At 42.6% G+C, this 19,486-nt stretch carries 9 protein-coding genes; 8 read left to right on the forward strand and 1 reads right to left on the reverse strand.

Annotation, left to right across the window (positions count from 1 at the left end):
• The first annotated feature begins 1 nt into the window (after position 1).
• Together IWX76_RS07345 and IWX76_RS07350 are read left to right on the forward strand one after the other, a co-directional pair.
• A complete protein-coding gene (locus tag IWX76_RS07345) occupies positions 2 to 1,456 on the forward strand; it encodes a PSP1 domain-containing protein (protein ID WP_334641450.1) in 1,455 nt (484 codons plus the stop codon).
• Positions 1,449 to 1,934, forward strand: coding sequence for a gliding motility lipoprotein GldH (locus tag IWX76_RS07350; protein WP_196859263.1), 486 nt, complete (start codon positions 1,449 to 1,451; stop codon positions 1,932 to 1,934). Before IWX76_RS07345 ends, IWX76_RS07350 begins: the two co-directional genes overlap by 8 nt.
• A 4-nt stretch (positions 1,935 to 1,938) precedes the next feature.
• On the opposite strand, the gene IWX76_RS07355 is transcribed toward IWX76_RS07350, so the two are convergent.
• Positions 1,939 to 3,240 (reverse strand): UDP-N-acetylmuramoyl-tripeptide--D-alanyl-D-alanine ligase, encoded by a 1,302-nt coding sequence (locus tag IWX76_RS07355; protein ID WP_196859264.1) that lies wholly within the window; start codon positions 3,238 to 3,240, stop codon positions 1,939 to 1,941.
• A 92-nt stretch (positions 3,241 to 3,332) separates the two neighbouring features.
• Between IWX76_RS07355 and IWX76_RS07360 the strand changes: the two genes are divergently transcribed.
• From IWX76_RS07360 to IWX76_RS07385, 6 genes are all read left to right on the forward strand, one after another.
• Positions 3,333 to 5,804, forward strand: coding sequence for a M14 metallopeptidase family protein (locus IWX76_RS07360; RefSeq protein ID WP_334641452.1), 2,472 nt, complete (start codon positions 3,333 to 3,335; stop codon positions 5,802 to 5,804).
• 247 nt (positions 5,805 to 6,051) lie between these two features.
• Positions 6,052 to 9,294 carry a SusC/RagA family TonB-linked outer membrane protein gene (locus IWX76_RS07365; RefSeq protein WP_196859265.1) on the forward strand — a complete coding sequence of 1,081 codons (3,243 nt, stop codon included), beginning with the start codon at positions 6,052 to 6,054 and terminating at the stop codon, positions 9,292 to 9,294.
• A gap of 10 nt (positions 9,295 to 9,304) precedes the next feature.
• A complete protein-coding gene (locus IWX76_RS07370; RefSeq protein WP_196859266.1) occupies positions 9,305 to 10,774 on the forward strand; it encodes a SusD/RagB family nutrient-binding outer membrane lipoprotein in 1,470 nt (489 codons plus the stop codon).
• A gap of 256 nt (positions 10,775 to 11,030) precedes the next feature.
• Positions 11,031 to 14,273 (forward strand): SusC/RagA family TonB-linked outer membrane protein, encoded by a 3,243-nt coding sequence (locus tag IWX76_RS07375; protein ID WP_196859267.1) that lies wholly within the window; start codon positions 11,031 to 11,033, stop codon positions 14,271 to 14,273.
• Between the two features lie 166 nt (positions 14,274 to 14,439).
• A complete protein-coding gene (locus IWX76_RS07380) occupies positions 14,440 to 15,858 on the forward strand; it encodes a SusD/RagB family nutrient-binding outer membrane lipoprotein (RefSeq protein WP_196859268.1) in 1,419 nt (472 codons plus the stop codon).
• A gap of 384 nt (positions 15,859 to 16,242) precedes the next feature.
• Positions 16,243 to 19,482, forward strand: coding sequence for a SusC/RagA family TonB-linked outer membrane protein (locus IWX76_RS07385; protein WP_196859269.1), 3,240 nt, complete (start codon positions 16,243 to 16,245; stop codon positions 19,480 to 19,482).
• Positions 19,483 to 19,486: the final 4 nt, after the last annotated feature.

Raw genomic sequence — 19,486 nt, forward strand, 5'->3', positions numbered from 1 at the left:
TATGGGATGTGGAAGTTGTTCAACAGGAGGCGGATGTGCCCCTGCGGGCTGCAAAAGTAATGGCAATTGCCTTACTGGAGGCTGCCAGAAATTAGAAGTTTACGATTGGCTGTCAAATTTAGACATGCCCTCCAATTATATACCATTTCAGGTAGTAGAAGTTAAATTTAAAGGTGCCAGAAAGGAGTTCTTTCTAAACAATGATAATATTTACCTGGAAATAGGCGAAATTGTTGCTGTTGAAGGCCCAACAGGTGGCTACGACATAGGTCATGTTTCCCTAACCGGCGAGCTGGTCAGGACACAGATGAAACGCCGCAAAACACCTTTGGATCAGGTTACCCGCAAAATTTACCGCAAAGCTTCTGAAGCTGATGTAGAAAAATGGAAGTTAGCCAAGGATATGGAATGGGAAACCATGCATAAAGCCCGTAAACTAGCTTTAGACCTTCGGTTATCCATGAAAATTAGCGATGTCGACTACCAGGGTGATAAAACAAAGGCAACTTTTTATTATACGGCTGAAGGCCGTGTTGATTTCAGGGAGCTGATTAAAAAAATGGCAGAAACCTTCAGGATCCGTATTGAAATGCGCCAGATCGGAATGCGCCAGGAAGCCGGAAGGTTAGGTGGTATTGGCTCTTGTGGCCGTGAATTATGCTGCTCTACCTGGTTGACTAACTTTAAAACCGTATCTACGGCTGCAGCTCGTTACCAGAATTTATCGCTAAACACCTTAAAGCTTGCCGGTCAATGTGGTAAATTAAAATGCTGTTTAAATTATGAACTGGATACCTATCTGGATGCCCTTAAGGATATTCCAGACCGTATCGAAAGCCTGCAAACGGCCATAGGCGTTGCCCGCCACCAGAAAACAGATATCTTTAAAAAGTTAATGTGGTTTAGCTATGCGAATGCAGAAGACTGGATTCCATTGAAGGTAGACCGTGTAAAAGAAATTATGGCCATGAATAAACGTGGTCAGAAACCTGATAACCTTAAATCTGAAGCACAGGAACTGGAAGAAAGCGTTGTGGTGGAGAAAGTACATGATTACGAAAATGTTGTAGGACAGGATAGTTTAACCCGCCTGGACGAAAAACGAACTAAACAAAATCGTAATAACCGTAATCCTAATCAGCGCAATCAGGCAAGTGCAGGCCGTACTGAGCGTACAGAACGTACAGAACGCGGGCCACGTCCTCAGCAGCCACGTAAACCTGCAGATCAGACTAAAAAGCCTGATGCGGTAAAAAATGTAGCAGAAACAACCAAAAGACCTCCACAGGTCAAAAAGGTCGTTGATGAAAATAAAAATCCTGTAGAAGGGCAGGGAGCACCAGCAGCGGTAAGTAAAAATAAAAGTAGAAACAACCGCAGGCGAAATAACCGGACTGGAGACCGTCCGGCCGACAAACAGGGAGATAAACCAACGGATAAGCCAAAAAATGACTAAAGTTAAATTCCTGGTTATTACATTTTTGCTGCTAAACGTTGGTTTATGGAGCGGATGTAAAACAGACAACATCGCTGATGTCAATGTTTCGATGCCTAAGCATCGCTGGAGTTATATTAATAAAATTATTACCGTTGTCGATATAAAAGATCATACTAAAACGTATGATCTTTTCTTTAAACTCCGTCATACAGCGGCCTACCGCTACTCCAATATCTATATACTCTTCCAAATGAAGGAGCCTGGGAAAACCAGGACTACCCGCCGGTATGAATATAAGCTGGCTTCGGCCAATGGCAAATGGCTTGGTGCTGGCTCCGGCGATCTGTATACATCTACCTTGCCCTTATTGACCAACTACAAATTTCCGGAACCTGGAAAATACACCCTCGTTATTGAACAAAGTATGTTAGACAACCCCCTGCACCACATCAGTGATGCCGGAATCATGCTGCGGATGCGCGAAAGTGCTAATTAACACATTAAAGTAAAGGCATCAATTGTTCCAGGGCCATACCTCTTGAACCTTTCAGTAAAATCAAATGATCATGTGGAGGCGTAGCTTTCAGGTACGCCGCAGCTTCTGCCGGGGTGTTAAAAAATAGTCCTGCATAGCGGTCTTTGTAATCATAAAAGTTCGAACCGATAAAGATCAGCTGATCGATTCCCGTGATGGCCGCTTTCTGAATAATCAACTCATGCTGCGCAGCCGCTTCTTCGCCAAGCTCAAACATATCGCCTAATATGGCTATTTTCTTCGCTGCTGCTAAGCCACCAAGGTTATTGATCGCTGCTGACATGCTGCTCGGATTGGCATTATAAAAATCACAAATCAAAGTGTTGTTAGCCGTTTTAGTCAGCTGTGAGCGATTGTTACTGGGGAAGTATGCAGACAGCCCTTTAATGATATGTAATGGACTCACGTCAAAATAAACACCAATACACACTGCCGCCAGGCTGTTTTCAAAGTTATATGCGCCAGTTAAATTTACTTGCGTGGAATAGGTATACTGGCCTGCCGACCAGTTAAACGTAACGTAAGGGTCTGCTTTAACCAGTTCACCGCAAAGGTGATCATCTTTATGAGTGCCGTAATAAATGACTTTCCTTAAATCTGCTGCGGTATTCATTTCCATCAAATAAGGGTTGTTGCGGTAAATAAAAGCCGTTCCTCCTGTAGCTTTGATATAGGCATATAACTCTGCTTTCCCTTTTTTAACCCCTTCAAATCCACCAAATCCATCCAGATGCGCCATGCCAACATTGGTAATTAATCCATGCGTAGGCTGGGCAATGGTGCATAAAAAAGCAATCTCCTGCTGGTGATTCGCACCCATTTCAATCACGGCAATTTGGGTTTCTGCTGTGATGGATAAAACCGAAAGTGGCACGCCAATATGGTTGTTTAAATTGCCATGGGTTGCGAAAACTGAATATTTTTCTGCCAAAACTGCTTTTACCAATTCCTTGGTCGTCGTTTTTCCATTACTTCCTGTCATGCCAATCACCGGAATCTTTAATTGCTTTCTGTGGTGTTTAGCCAGCTCCTGCAAACAAGTCAGCACATCATCCACCAAAATACAACGCTCATCCACGTTATAGTCTTCCTCGTCAATAACCACATAGGCAGCGCCCTTTGCTAAGGCCTGCGCAGCAAAGGTATTTGCATTAAAGTGTTCCCCTTTTAAGGCGAAAAATAGACAGCCCTTGCTTATGTTTCTGGTATCGGTAGAAATGCTTTGGTGTACAAGGTAAAGCTGGTAAAGTGCTTGGATGTCTGACATGTTAGAAATTAATTTCATTTGTGCTGGTAAAATTACACTATGCGTTACAAACAAAAAATATTCTTTAGTATTTTGGCTGTTTAAATATCTATATGAAGCCACTTTTACTCTCTTTGATGTTGTTTGTCGGTATATATGCCGCCAAGGCACAAACCAAATCGCCCGACGACTATTTAGGATACCCATTAGGCAGCCGTTTTACCAGTCACCAGAAAGTGGTCGACTACTTCCATTATGTTGCTTCAGCACATCCGGAAATAAAAATAGAAAAGTATGGTAAAACTTACGAAGGCAGAGAGCTCATGGTGGCCATTGTGTCTTCCAAAGCAAATATGGCCAGGCTCGAAGAGATTCGTCAGAACAATGTAGCGCTAAGTCAGGCAAAAAGTAATGTAAATATACAGAAACAGCCCGCTATACTTTGGTTAAGTTATAATGTTCATGGAAACGAAGCGAGTTCTACAGAAACTGCGCTCAAAATGATTTATACACTGGCTACCGGTACCGCCAGTAACGTACAGCAATGGCTGGATAATACAGTGGTGATTATTGATCCCTGTTTAAACCCCGATGGCAGAGACCGTTATGTAAACTTTTTTAATTCCGTATCTGGCGTAATTCCTAATCCAAATCCCAATTCGAGAGAACACCAGGAGCCCTGGCCAAGAGGCCGTTCCAATCACTATTATTTCGACCTGAACCGCGACTGGGCATGGCAAACTCAAATAGAAACGCAGGGACGAATTGCCTTGTACCAACAGTGGATGCCAGAAGTACATGTCGATTTTCACGAACAAAGCTATAATTCGCCTTATTATTTTGCCCCTGCCGCAGAGCCTGTACATGAGAGCCTGAGCAAATGGCAACGTGATTTCCAGGTAACTGTGGGTAAAAACAATGCCAAATACTTTGATGCCCAAGGCTGGCAGTATTTTACCAAAGAACATTTTGATTTGCTGTATCCGTCTTATGGCGATACCTACCCATTATATAATGGCGCCATCGGCATGACCTACGAGCAGGGTGGTATTAATGCAGGTTTAGCGGTGACCACCGCCGACGGGGACCTGCTAACTTTAAAAGACCGGATTGACCACCATTTTACCACAGGCATGGCCACTTTAGAAACTGTTTCTACTCATGCAGTGCCGCTAATCAATGAGTTTAAGCAGTTTTTCGTAGACCGCATAGCCAACCCTCCGGGCCAATACAAAACGTATGTGGTCAAAGGCACCCAATTGAGTCGCCAGAAAAAATTGGCCGATTTACTTCGTAAAAATGGTATTCAGTTCTCTTATGGTGGCGACCGCAATTTAAGTGGATACGACTTCGATACACAGAAAAAGAAAAGTTTCAGGCTGGAGCGAAACGATTTGGTAGTTAACCTGCAGCAGCCTAAGGCAACACTGATCAATGTGTTGTTTGAGCCTCATACCATGGTTTCTGATTCTAATACTTATGACATTACCGCCTGGGCCATGCCTTATGCCTATGGTCTGGAAGCCTATGCCTTAAAGGAGTCTGTTCAGGGTAAATATACAGCACTTGAAGAAAAGAACCTGCTTACTGATCAGGTGGCTATGCCTTATGCCTGGGCTTTTTCCTGGAATTCGGTAGACGATGCTAAATTATTAATCGCCCTGCAACAGGAAAACCTGAAAGTGCGTATTGCCGATCAGGCTTTTAGCAGTGGTGGTAGAGATTATCAGGCCGGTACTTTACTGGTTTACAGAAAAGAGAATGAACAAAACGGAGTACCTGTTTCTGAAAAAATAAAAACCCTTGGCATTAAAACAGGGGTAAGTGTAAACGCCATTTCCACTGGCTTTGTAGAAAAGGGTAAAGATTTTGGGTCTACCGTTTACCCTTTATTAAAACTGCCAAAGATTTCAGTCCTTTCCGGTACAGAAACATCTTCCATTGCTGTAGGCGAAATTTGGCATTTCTTTGAGCAGGAACTTCATTATCCGGTTACCATGTTAAGTGTGCAAGGTTTGAGAAACCTCAGCATTACCGAAACCAATGTGCTGATTCTGCCAAGTGGCTATTACCCTAAAGACATTGATCTAAAACTGGCGAGCTGGGTAGAACAAGGGGGAAAATTGATATTAATGGAAGATGCCATCACTGCGGTGGCCGGTAAAAAGCCTTTTGAAATCAAAAAGAAAGAATTTCCAAAAGAAGAAAGCATCTATACCCGGGCCTATGGCGATAAAGACAAAAGCGATTTTAATGATGCCATTCCTGGTGCCATTTTTAAAGTCAATCTTGATCAAACACATCCACTGGCCTTAGGTTTAGACAGGTATTATGCCCTGGTTACCGATGATAAAATCTATGAACCTTTAGCAGAAGGCTGGAATGTAGGTGTATTGGCCCCAGGCGCCTACCTAACGGGCATTGCTGGTAAAAATGTACAAAAGAAAATGGATAATGGGTTATTGTATGGTGTGCAGCATTTAGGCAGTGGTACAGTTGTTTATATCGCCACCAATGTTATGTTCCGCCAGTTCTGGGAAAGCGGAAAACAGCTGTTTACTAATGCGGTATTCCTGGTAAACTAATCAGAAGAGTGTAAGCATAAACCCCTGCAGACAGCAATGATATCACATGATAATTACTTCAGTGCCGATAAAATACAGTAGATAATGATGAAAATTTGGGAAGCAGCCCTATTTTTTAAAGGCTTGTTTCCCAAATAATTATAATATAATTGATTCAATATTTTTCTTTTAATTTTATAAAATAATACTTGTTTTAAAATTTTTGTTGTGGTAAATTAGATAAGACGTTTATCTAATACTTAGCACAATGAAAAGACAGCTACATTGTTTGTTTGTTTTCATGCTATTTACGATTTCTGCAATAGCGCAACAACGAACAATCACCGGTCGCGTTACCGGGCAAGATGATGGCCTGCCCATTCCGGGGGCCAGTATAAGACTCACAGGGGCACAAGGTGGTACACAAGCTGATGGCGATGGCCGATATATGATTGCGCTTCCTGATGGCGCCTCAGGCCTCGAAGTTTCCTCTATCGGTTATGCTACCCAGCGAATTAACCTGACTACCGCCAACGAATATAATGTTAGCCTGGTGAGTGATGCCAGGACTCTTGGCGAAGTGGTGGTCACTGCACAAGCCATTAGAAGAGAAAAGCGAACTTTGGGCTATTCGGCGCCTACCATAAATAATGCGGAGCTTACACAGGGTGAAAACTCCAGCGTCATCAACTCCCTCACTGGGCGTGTGGCCGGGGTAAACATCACCACTACCTCCAATACCCCGGGTAGTTCATCGCGCGTAGTGTTACGTGGCGGTTCTTCTATTTCCGGTAATAACCAGGCTTTAATTGTAATCGACGGTATCCCTATCGATAACTCCAGTGTCTATGGAGGGGCTTCAGCATTGGCCAGTGTTGACTTTGGTAACCGTGGAAATGATATCAACCCTGATGATATTGCTTCTGTAACCGTATTAAAAGGTCCTGCCGCTGCGGCCCTTTATGGGTCCAGGGCATCAAACGGTGCCTTAATCATCACCACCAAAAGCGGTACCAAGGGCGCGCAAAAAACCGAAATTACCTTTAGCAGCTCCAACTCGGCGTCGTCTATTTTAAAGCTGCCCGACTTTCAGAATGAATACGGACAAGGGTATTATGATGTGATATCTGACGATGGTACAGAGGCGACTTACATCAACGATCCAAAGGAAAATTGGAGCTGGGGGGCCCCCTTTACCGGTGAAATGCAGGAATGGGGCCAAATGATCGGCGGTGTTCGCCTGCAAAAACCCTACGCTGCCCTCCAGGACAACATAAAAAATTTCTTTAACACAGGTTTCTCTACAGATAATAACTTAAGTTTTTCAGGTGGCGGCGAAAAGACAAGTTTTTACCTTGGTTTAAATGCGTTGAATTCTAACAGCGTGTTCCCAGGCAATAAGGATGTTTATAACCGTTACAATGTTCGTTTTAATGGTACGGCCGAGTTTAGCAATAAGTTTACTGCTGGTATTTCTTTCAACTACTCGAACATAAAAGCCAACCAGGTTGGCGGCGGACAAGGCAGTGGGTCCATCTATAATAATGTGCTGCAAACGCCGCGCGATATTCCAATCGACCAAATGAGCGACCTGAACAACCCTTATTATGGATATGGACAGGTAGTGTTAGACGGCGTGCAACGCGAAGATTTGTACGGCTTTTATGGGGCCTATAACATTAATCCCTATTACCTGCTCGAAACCTACGATAACTTTAATGATGTTAACCGCGTTACCGGAAACTTTAATATCGGCTATAAACCTGTAGAATGGCTAAATATTACGGAACGTTTAGGGGTCGATTTCTTTTCAGACCGGCGCAGGCTGGTAAATCCTAAATATAGCTTTGTGCCTGCCGATGAAGCTGGAAACTATTCTGCCGATAATACCCAAACCAATAACGGGTCCTATCAAATCGATCAATTCAACGTCAATGAAGTTATCCATGATTTAATGATTACGGCAAGTCATCAGTTCAGTGAAGATTTTGAAGGATCGCTGATGATCGGTAATAACATCCGCCAGCGTTCTACAAATACCAATCAATCCGCTACCAATGCAACCGGTGGTTTGGTGGTACCCGGTTATTATAATTTAGCCAATAGCAACGGTCCGGTAAATGTGATTTTGGATAACTTTACCCGCAGACGACTCATAGGTCTTTATGCTGATCTAAACATGGCTTATAAAAACATGTTATTTTTACAGGTAACGGCACGTAACGACTGGTCTTCTACCTTGCCAACAGCTAATAATTCCTTCTTTTACCCAAGTGTAAGTGGATCATTTTTATTCTCAGAATTACTAAAAGAATCATCCATCAACAACTTCCTTGATTATGGAAAGTTAAGGTCTAGTTATGCCATGGTAGGTAACGATACTGATCCTTACCAACTGGTAACCACCTTTAGCAGGGGCCTCATTGATGGTGGTTTTGGAAATACCACCTTCCCTTTTGGAAACGTGGCGGCATTAATGGCGGGTACAACCATTGGAAATGCCAATTTAAAACCTGAAAAAACAACTTCTTTTGAGATCGGTACGGAGTTGGGCTTCTTTAAAAGCAGGCTTAGTATTGATTTTAGTTATTACAGAAACAATTCCAGAAATCAAATTTTAAGCATCCCTATCCCCAATTCTACCGGTTATGGATTTTCTGTAGTGAATGCTGGTGAAATACAAAATAATGGGGTTGAACTCACCTTGCGTGGTACGCCAATACGCACCAGCGGTGGCCTTTCTGTTGAACTCTATGGTACCTTTACAAAAAATAACAGTGAGGTCATCGACCTGATGCCAGGCGTGGAACAGGTAAGTCTTGGCGGTTACATCGGCATGTCTGTTGTTGCTGCCAAAGGTAAATCTTATGGAGAGTTTTATGCCGCAACGAATGCTACGGATGCACAGGGGCGAACCATTATCGATCCGGAGACCGGCCTGCCACTAACCTCTCCGTCGGCACAATACCTGGGTAGCTATAACCCGAAATACCAGGCTTCCCTTGGCGCTAACATCAAGTTTAAAAACTTTAACCTCAGCGCACTCTTTGATACTAAACACGGCGGGGTCTTTTACTCCCGCACCCGAGATATTTTAGGTTTTGTTGGGGTTTCTGAAGAATCAGGGGGCGATAGGATAGGCGTAATCTTTCCAAACTCTGTGTATTTAGATGACAGTGGAAACAGCGTGGTCAATACCGATATCTTTTATAATAAACAAGATTATTACTCCGATTTAACTGCTGGCCAACACATGGTTGATGCCACCTATGTAAAATTACGCAACCTTTCTTTATCGTATACCTTTAATAAAACACAATTGGCTAAAAGCCCTTTTGGCGAGTTAACCATTGGAGTGTTTGGAAACAACCTGTTTGTATGGACACCCGATTCCAATAAATATGCAGATCCAGAGGTCAATTCGGCAGGAGCAGGCAACCTTCAGGGTTTCGATTATACAGCATTGCCATCCGTTCGAAATTACGGCCTTAATGTAAGGGTATCATTTTAAATCAACACTCATGAAAACGCAATATCTCTATCGCGCAAAAAAACTTCTCCTCCTTTTAGTCATAGGTACAGTCGGATTGGCTGGCTGTAAAAAGTTTTTAGATATCAACGAAAGCCCTAATAATCCTGTTTCGGCAACGCCGAGTTTGCTTTTGCCTACTGTACAAGCAGCCATTGGTCAGCTGGTGGGCAATAATTTTCAGATTTATGGTAACCTTTGGGCGCAGTACTGGACCCAAAGTCCTACTTCATCACAATACCGAAGCCTGGAGCAGTATAGCGTAACCAACACCGCATTTGACACACATTGGCTCATTACCTATCGCAATGCGCTTCAAAATGCACAATTGATCATTGACCATAGTCAACCCAACAGTGAGCATATCAAGGGCATGGCCAATATATTAAAAGCTTATACTTACCAATTAGCTACCGATGCCTGGGGCGACATTCCTTTGTCTGAAGCCTTAAAAGGAAGTCAGTTCGCTAGTCCGAGATATGAAAGTCAGCAAGTGGTATACGACAGCATTTTCAATTACATAGATCTTGGGCTTGCTTTGTTAAATGCGCAAAATGCAACCGATCCGGGCGAACAAGACCTCCTGTTCGGGGGTGATGTTGATCAGTGGCGGGCATTTGCAAACACCTTAAAACTTCGTGCTTATTTACGGTTATCGCAAGCTGATCCTGCAAAAGCTCAGGCGGGTATTGCAGCCCTGTATGCTGCTAATCCTGTTTTTCTATTGGATGATGCTCAAATTAACTATACGACCACCGGCGGTAATGATAACCCGCTTTATAGTGAAATGGTAGGATTGGGCTATACCCAAAACTTGGTGGCGAGTGCTACGGCAGTGCGTCAGTTCAATCGTAACAACGATCCAAGGGTTTTGCAGGTTTATGACCCTGTAGAAAATAACAATGTACCAGAAGATACCATAGCCTATATTCCACAGGGAAGTTACCGCTTAAATACCACCAAACGGGTGTCTCCACCTTCAGCACGGGTGGCCGGTAATGCAGCTGATCCTAATTCTGCAGTAGCACCAGTCAAATTCATTTCTGCGGCAGAAAGCCATTTCCTGCAAGCTGAAGCAGGCGCACGTGGTTGGAGCGGTGCAGCTGACGTAAGAAGCCATTTTGAAGAGGGGATCAGGGCAAGTTTTGGGGCCTTTGGTATCCCAGACCTGGCGGCGGCCTATATCAGTACAGCCCCTGATGCGCAGTTAACGTCTGGCGCAGATGCCATCAGGCTGATCATCACCCAAAAATATTATGCGATGTGTGGTTACCAGGGTTTTGAAGCATGGACAGAGTGGAGACGAACAGGCTATCCAAATTTTCTGGTCGAATCAGCAGCATCAACACTGGGTGCTGGACGTATGCCTTTACGTTTCCTTTATCCTAATACGGAGATTACGACCAACCAAAATTTCCCAGGTTCAGTACTCATTTATGAACCAGTTTGGTGGGACAAATAAGCGGGTTGCACACAAAGATTGTAAATTAATTATTAAGGATGAAGCGTTCGTATTGAGTATCATTTTTGCACATATGTAAGCACAATTAACCTATAGAAAATGTCACAGGTAACACATTGCTTATAGACTAAAAGTAATTAATTATTTCTTATCATAACTTGTTGGTAATCAGGATACAAAAGTCTTTTGAATTTTAAATTAGGGCTGGAATTTCGATATCTTAGAGATAGAATTTCAACTAATTTATTCAAAACTTATGAAAAAACTTTTACAAAGTTTGTTCATGCTGTTGTTTTTCGCCACCTCGGCATTTGCACAGCAACGGACAATCACAGGAACAGTTATTGGTAAAGATGATGGCTTACCATTACCTGGTGTAAGTGTTAGGGTCGCGGGCTCTAACACCGGAACAAGCGCCTCCGCTGAGGGGCGATTCACCATCAGTGTCCCGGCGGACGCAAAAGCATTAGAATTTTCAGCCTTGGGTTATACCCCGCAAACCGTTGCCATTGGAAGTTCGGCAGTGATCAATGTGGTGATGACTGGCGATGCACAGGCTTTATCTGAAGTTGTGGTAACGGCCCTGGGTATTCGCAGAAACAGGAACGAACTGCCTTATGCAGCGCAGGAAGTGAAAGGCGAAGACCTGACCCGTACACGGGACGCGAACTTTGTGAATGCACTATCGGGTAAAGTGGCTGGTTTGGATATCAAACAATCCAATACCATGGGCGGCTCTACCAATGTGGTCATGCGGGGTTTCAAATCCATGACCGGTAATAACCAGGCGCTGTTTGTGGTGGATGGAATACCGGTGAGTAACGCCAACACCAACTCAACTGACCAAACCACGGGGCGTGGTGGTTACGATTATGGAAATGCGGCAGCAGACGTTAACCCGGATGATATTGAATCGGTCAACGTGCTGAAAGGTGCTGCGGCGACAGCCCTATATGGCTCCAGGGCTTCAAACGGGGTCATTATGATCACTACCAAAAAAGGCAGGAAAAACTCACTGGGGGTAACGGTAAATACCGGACTTACCTTTGGGAACATTGATAAAAGTACTTTTGCGAAATATCAAAAAGAATACGGTGCAGGTTATGTAAATGAGTATTCACGCGACGGGGATGGCAATTTAAGTGGTTATCCTTCACCAGACCGTAATTTCTGGTATTCAGATGTCTTGGGTCTGGGCAATAGCTTAATTACTCCTTTTACAGAAGATGCCTCTTATGGTGGTGCTTTTGATCCTGGTACCCTGGTTTTACAATGGGATGCTTTTGATCCTTCTTCACCTAATTATGGAAAGGCAACACCTTGGGTGGCCGGAGCTAATGATCCATCCTCATTTTTCAAAACAGGACTAAACTCAAATCATAGTATCAGCATTGACGGTGGTGGTGAAAATACCACGTTCAAAGTAGGTTATTTAAGAAGTGATGAAACAGGCGTATTGCCTAACAGTAAAGTAACCCGAAATAACTTCAACTTTAGCGGCGGCCATGATATCACAAAAAATGTGACCATCAGTGCATCGGCTAATTATACCAAAATAGATGGTCTGGGCCGTTATGGAACAGGTTATGAAGGTAATAACCCTAACCAGCAATTCAGACAATGGTGGCAAACCAATGTGGACATTAAAGATCAGGAAGCTGCTTATAACAGAAATGGGGAGAATATTACCTGGAACTGGTCTGACGTGACCGCCACCCGGCCAATCTATTCCAACAACCCGTACTGGTCTAGGTATAATAACATCCAGAATGACACCAGGGACCATTTCTTTGGGAATGCCATGGTTACCTGGAAACCTTTAGAATGGTTAGATGTGATGGGAAGGGTTACCTATGATGGTACCAATGAAATGCAGGAAGAGCGTTTAGCCATTGGCGGAGCAGATGTTTCTGAATATGCCCGCTTCAATAGAACGGCTTCAGAGACCAATTTTGATTTATTGGTGAATTTTAATAAAGACATCACGGAGCTAATCACCTTCAGGGGATTATTAGGTAGTAATATTCGCAGAACGAGTTTATCATCTATCCAGGCGAGAACCAATGGCGGTTTGGCGGTGCCAGGCTTATATTCACTGTCGAACTCTGTTAACCTGATCAACGCGCCTGTGGAACGTTATGAGCGTGTTGGGGTTGATGGTTTGTTTGCCAGTGCCACCTTTGGTTATAACGAAATGGTGTTTTTAGATGCCACTATTCGCCGTGACCAGTCCACAACTTTACCGGTAGAAAACAACTCTTATTGGTATCCTTCCGTGGCAGGAAGTTTTGTGTTCTCTAATTTAATGAAAGAATCTACCTGGTTAAATTATGGTAAACTGCGTGTCAACTATGCGGAAGTGGGTAACGATGCCACCGCATTGAGCTTATACGATGTGTATACCATCAATCCGGTTTATAATGGGAATTTATTAACCTCCCTGCCGATCACTAAATTAAACCCTGATTTGTTGCCAGAGCGGACCAAGAGTTTTGAAGCCGGTGTGGAAGCCAATTTCTTTAATGCAAGATTCGGTTTTGATGCTACCTATTACGTTTCAAAATCTGTTAACCAGATTATGCCGGTAAATATTTCTACCACTACAGGTTTCGGAAACAGATGGGTAAATGCCGGAACCATTGAAAATAAAGGGGTAGAGGTTTCTGCTTTTGTATTGCCAATACGTACGCAAGATTTTAGCTGGACCCTGAATTTAAACTGGACCAGGAACAGAAACCAAGTCACAGAATTATATGAAGAAAACACGAATCTACAGTTAGCTACTTTCCAGGGCGGTGTTACTTTGAATGCAACACTTGGTGAACCTTTTGGAACACTGAGGGGACGTGGTTTCGTCTATGAAAACGGAGAAAAAGTTGTTGGAGAAGACGGATATTATGTTTTCGGTCCGGCCAACTCTGTGATCGGAGATATGAACCCAAATTGGACAGGTGGTATTCAAAATAACTTCAAGTATAAAGACATCAGCTTAAGCTTTTTGATTGACATCAGGAAAGGTGGAAGTATCTTCTCGCTGGATCAGTACTACGGACAGGCAACAGGTATATATCCGGAATCTGCCGGATTGAATGACCTTGGAAATCCTAAAAGGCTTCCGATTAGTGAAGGAGGTGGTGTAGTCCTGCCAGGCGTTCAGGCTGGTGGTGCACAAAATACTGTGCGGGTGGAAGCATATGACAACTCTGTAACGCCTTATGGTTATTCAAACAACCCACAACAGTCCTTTGTATACGATGCCGGTTTTGTAAAATTACGGGAAGCTGCTCTAACCTATTCACTGCCTAAAAAATGGATTGGCGAAAAAGCTGTTAAAGGCGTCGACGTATCGCTTGTTGGCCGTAACCTTTGGGTTATCCACAGTAATGTGCCTTATGCCGATCCGGAAGCAGGTTTAAGTTCAGGAAACCTTCAAGGTTACCAAAGTGGTGCTTACCCTTCGGTAAGAACCCTTGGTTTCAATGTGAGGTTTAGATTTTAAGTTGATAACTGATTCCTTGGCGATGAAGTCAGATTTTTATGATCGCTTCATGACCTATTAAAAATAAATTTTAGACCTATGAAACCATCAAAAGCTTACAGCTTACCAAGCAATAAAAACAAGCTTTTGATAGCTTCATTACCAATAAATAACTAATAATTTAGCGATGAAAAAACTAATTATATATATCTTGCCCCTGGTGTTACTTGCATCTTGTGCCAAGAATTTAGATGAATACAATATCGACCAGAAAAACCCTAAAACGGTTTCTGCAGGGTCGCTATTTGGAAATGCACTCAAGCAGCTGGTCGATAACCAGACCACACCCAGCGTAAACATAAATGTGTTAAGGTTCTGGATGCAGCAATGGACCGCAACTACGTACCAGGATGAACCCAGGTATAACATTACGACCAGAAACATTCCATTAGCCTACTGGACCCCATTTTACCGGGAAGTATTGCAGGATTTGAAAGAAAGCAGAAGACTGACCGATGAAGACGAGTCGTTGGATGCTGCGGTAAAAAATAACCGCATTGCGGTAACGGAAATTACAGCGGTATACACCTGGTCTGTTTTGGTGAACACCTGGGGCGATGTTCCTTATACGGAAGCACTGACGGATGTCAATCAACCTAAGTATGATGATGCCGCATCTATTTATGCCGACTTATTTACCCGTTTAGATGCAGCAATTGCACAGATTACCCCTGGTTCTAACTTTGGTGGCTCAGATCTGTTGTACAATGACGATACCGCTGCCTGGTTAAAATTTGCACATAGTTTAAAAATGAAACTGGCCATTACCCTGGCAGATGTTGATGCAGCAACTGCTCAGGCCGCTATTACAACATCCGCCAGTCAGGGATTTACCAGCAATGCTGATAATGCGGCATTTGCGTATTTAAACACCACGCCAAACAATAACCCCATATCTGCAAACCTAAACCCTGTATATACTAGCAGGCAGGATTATGTTGCCGGCGAAACGCTGGTTACACTGATGAATACAGTTAACGATCCTAGAAGACCCTTTTATTTTACGGCTGTGAATGGTGCTTATTTAGGAGGCAGAATTGGTGTTAACAACGATTATGCGTCTTATTCTAAACCAAGTGATAGGATCATCCAGCCAGACTTTGAGGCCTTATTAATGGATTATTCGGAGGTAGAATTTATTCTGGCCGAAGCTGCCGCCAGATGGGGCATTGCCGGCACACCGGAAACCCATTATAACGCAGCCATTACGGCTTCCATCACTTATTGGGGTGGAACAGGAGCACAGGCTTTGGCCTACCTGGCACAACCACAGGTAGCTTATGCAACTGCCGCAGGCACTTATAAGCAAAAAATCGGCATGCAAAAGTACATCGCTTTGTATAACCGTGGGTACGATGCCTGGGTAGAATGGCGCCGTCTGGATTACCCTGCCTTAAGGCCAGCTGCAGAAGCAGAGAGCGTCATTCCTTTACGTTTAACCTACCCAACCAGTGAACGGACACTGAACAGGAGCAATGTAGAAAGTGCAGCCACTGCTATCGGCGGAGATGAGGTAGGAACCAAAATATTTTGGGACGTGTTTTAATTTACAATTAAATAATTATCACTAAAGGGTGCCGGAAGGTGCCCTTTTTTTGTTGGTAATAGACTAAAAACCGCTAATCTGGCAAAGATGAAGCCTTAGTGAGTCCATAATGAATACGACATGAATCCGTGTTGAATCCGTGTTTTTGTAGAAAAAGTCGTATTCATTACATATTTGTTTGGTATTTAACTTCAAGTTAAGTGCTGGCCATGTAAAGTTCGGGTAGAGGACGTGTGTCATCATCCTCCTAATAAATTTATTCTTATGCAATACATATTTTTGTAACAATCCCGTAAAAAAAGAGGTTACACATAAAAATATTGGGAGCGCTTCTAAAATATTGATATATTTAGCAAATTTTTACTTATTAAATAATCAATATTCATGAAAAAACTTCTACAAAGTTTGTTCGTGTTGATGTTATTTGCAGTTAGTGCAATGGCTCAACAAAGAACAATCACTGGAACAGTTACGGGTAACGACGATGGTTTACCATTGCCAGGCGTAAGTGTAAAAGTAAAAGGTGCTGCTGGTGGGGCAAGCACAGACCTTAACGGTAAATTTTCAGTAGTTGTTCCTGCTGAAGGGACTTCATTAGAATTTAGCTCTGTAGGTTATGTTCCACAAACTAAGGCCATTTCTGGTTTAACAGTTATTAATATGAGTCTGGCTCCAGACGCAAGAACCCTGGGTGAAGTTGTTGTAACAGCTAACGCCATTAAAAGGGAGAAAAGAACCCTGGGTTATTCAGCTCCAACCATTAAGAGCAGCGAATTAACAGAAGGTGGAAGTTCAAGTGTATTGAGCTCTCTTTCTGGAAAAGTTGCAGGGGTAAACATTACGTCTACTTCAGGTGCTCCTGGTAGTTCATCACGTGTAGTACTTCGTGGTGGTTCTTCCATTTCTGGATCAAATCAGGCTTTAATCGTTGTTGATGGGGTTCCAATTGACAACTCAAGTGTAACCGGTGGTGCTTCTTCACTGTCGAGTGTTGACTTTGGTAACAGAGGAAACGACTTATCGCCAGATGACATTGCTTCGGTAACGGTATTAAAAGGCCCGGCTGCGGCTGCCCTTTACGGATCAAGAGCTTCTAACGGTGCATTGATTATTACCACTAAAACGGGTACTAAAGGTGCAGAAAAAACTTCAATCACCTTTAATAGCAATAACACTTTTTCATCCGTATTAAAACTTCCTGAATTACAGAATGAGTATGGTCAGGGTTACTATGATCAGATCCTTCCAGGTGGAAAAACAGCTACTTATATTACCGACTTAAAAGAAAACTGGAGCTGGGGAGCGCCTTTCACAGGTAACGTTCAAGAATGGGGTCAGGAAATTGACGGTGTTCGTCAAATGAAGCCTTATTCTGCTGCAGAACACCAGGTAAAAGACTTTTTCTCTACAGGTTTTGCTACAGATAACAACTTAAGTTTATCAGGTGGTGGTGATAAAACCAGCTTTTATTTAGCCATTAACTCCTTAAATTCTAATGGAATTTACCCGGGTGCTAGTGATGAATACAACAAATATGGGGTAAGGTTTAACGGAACGGCAGATCTTGGTAACAAGTTCACCACAGGCGTTAGCTTTAACTTCTCGAAAATTGACGCTAACCAAGTTGGTGGCGGACAAGGAAATGCATCTGTTTATAACAACGTGTTACAAACACCTAGAGATATTAATATTAAATCGGTTAGTAATTTAAATAATCCTTACAACAGTTATGGTTATACCAATGCAGCAGGTGTTAGTATTCCAGGTTCTTATGGTTACTATGGTGCTTATACGCAAAACCCATACTGGATTTTGGATAACTATTCAAACTTAAATGATGTAAGTCGTGTAACAGGTAATTTTAACATTGGATATAAACCAACCGACTGGTTAAATGTAACGGAAAGAATTGGTGTAGATACATATACAGACAGACGTAGAACACTAAGCCCTAAATTTAACTTTGTTGATATTGATCAAACCAGCGAATATGCAGGTGTGAACAGAAGAACAAGTAATGGTGAATACCGTATTGATCAATATAACGTAACCGAGTTGGTTCACGATTTAATGGTGACGGCTACACATAAATTTAACGAGGATTTCGAAGGTTCATTAATGTTAGGTAACAACATTCGTCAGCGTCAAACCAACACACTTTCTTCAGCAACTAACTCATCAGGCGGTTTGGTAGTACCAGGATGGTACAACCTAGGAAACAGTAACGGTCCTGTAAACGTAATTACCGATCTATTATCTAAAAGAAGGTTAATTGGTTTATATGCCGATTTAAACTTATCGTACAAAAACTTCTTGTTCTTACAGGCAACTGCTAGAAACGATTGGTCTTCGACTTTACCAGCACAAAACAATTCGTTCTTCTACCCTAGTGTAAGTGGATCATTTGTTTTCTCTGAATTGTTAAAAAGCTCATCAGTTTCTGATGTGTTGACTTATGGTAAAATCAGGTCAAGTTGGGCGCAAGTTGGTAATGATACTGATCCTTACCAATTGTTAGCTACATTTAATAAATCTACTGTAAACGGTAACTTTGGTAGCACCGTGTTTCCATTTGGAAACGTAGCTGCATTAGCTGCAGGTTCATCTTTAGGAAACCTTGACCTTAAACCAGAGAAAACTACTTCATTTGAAGTTGGTGCTGAATTAGGCTTTTTCCAAAACAGATTTGCTGTTGATTTCAGTTACTACAAAAACAACTCTAAAAACCAGATCTTAAGTATTCCAATTCCAAACTCAACTGGTTACGGCTTTAGCATTGTAAATGCAGGAGAAGTTCAAAACAAAGGTGTGGAATTAAGTTTAAGAGGTACGCCAGTTCAAACAGGTAACATTACCTGGGAAGTTTACGGATCATTCACTAAAAACAATAATGAAGTTGTTTCTTTATTGCCAGGTGTTGACCAGATTTCATTAGGTGGTTTCTCTGGAATGTCGATTGTTGCAGCAGTAGGTAAACCATATGGTGAATTTTATGCAGTAACAGAGGCAAAAGATGCAGAAGGCAGAACGATTGTTGATGCTGAAACAGGAATTCCTGTAAACAGTTCAACTGCGCAATACTTAGGTAACTATAACCCGGATTGGCAAGCTTCCCTTGGTACCAGTTTCAAATTCAAACAAATTACTTTAGGCGTTTTATTTGATACCAAACAAGGTGGTGAGTTTTTCTCCAGAACAAAAGATATCCTTGCTTTCAACGGAACATCAGCTGAAACAGGTGGCGAGAGAATCGGAACAATCTTCCCGAATTCAGTATACCTTGATGCAAATGGTAACAGCGTAGTGAATACGAGGGTAGGTTACAACAAACAAGATTACTTTACAGCAAGACCAGCAGGTGTTAACATTGTTGATGGATCGTATGTTAAATTACGTTCAGCCAACATCAGTTATACTTTTACTAAAGACCAGTTAAGACGTTCGCCTTTTGGCGCCTTAACCTTAGGTGTTTATGGTAACAACTTGTTTATGTGGACTGCTGCGGAGAATGAATTCGCGGATCCTGAAGTAAACTCTGCAGGTGCAGGTAACGTTCAAGGTTTTGACTATTCAGCTCAGCCTTCCGTTCGCAACTATGGTATCAACGTAAAAGTTTCATTTTAATAAC

The organism is Pedobacter sp. CAN_A7 (assembly GCF_015752175.1).
Lineage (GTDB): Bacteria > Bacteroidota > Bacteroidia > Sphingobacteriales > Sphingobacteriaceae > Pedobacter.

Coding starts and splice junctions, on each gene's coding strand:
- IWX76_RS07345 (WP_334641450.1), top strand. CDS start 2: ATGGGATGTGGAAGTTGTTCAACAGGAGGCGGATGTGCCCCTGCGGGC.
- IWX76_RS07350 (WP_196859263.1), top strand. CDS start 1,449: ATGACTAAAGTTAAATTCCTGGTTATTACATTTTTGCTGCTAAACGTT.
- IWX76_RS07355 (WP_196859264.1), bottom strand. CDS start 3,240: ATGTCAGACATCCAAGCACTTTACCAGCTTTACCTTGTACACCAAAGC.
- IWX76_RS07360 (WP_334641452.1), top strand. CDS start 3,333: ATGAAGCCACTTTTACTCTCTTTGATGTTGTTTGTCGGTATATATGCC.
- IWX76_RS07365 (WP_196859265.1), top strand. CDS start 6,052: ATGAAAAGACAGCTACATTGTTTGTTTGTTTTCATGCTATTTACGATT.
- IWX76_RS07370 (WP_196859266.1), top strand. CDS start 9,305: ATGAAAACGCAATATCTCTATCGCGCAAAAAAACTTCTCCTCCTTTTA.
- IWX76_RS07375 (WP_196859267.1), top strand. CDS start 11,031: ATGAAAAAACTTTTACAAAGTTTGTTCATGCTGTTGTTTTTCGCCACC.
- IWX76_RS07380 (WP_196859268.1), top strand. CDS start 14,440: ATGAAAAAACTAATTATATATATCTTGCCCCTGGTGTTACTTGCATCT.
- IWX76_RS07385 (WP_196859269.1), top strand. CDS start 16,243: ATGAAAAAACTTCTACAAAGTTTGTTCGTGTTGATGTTATTTGCAGTT.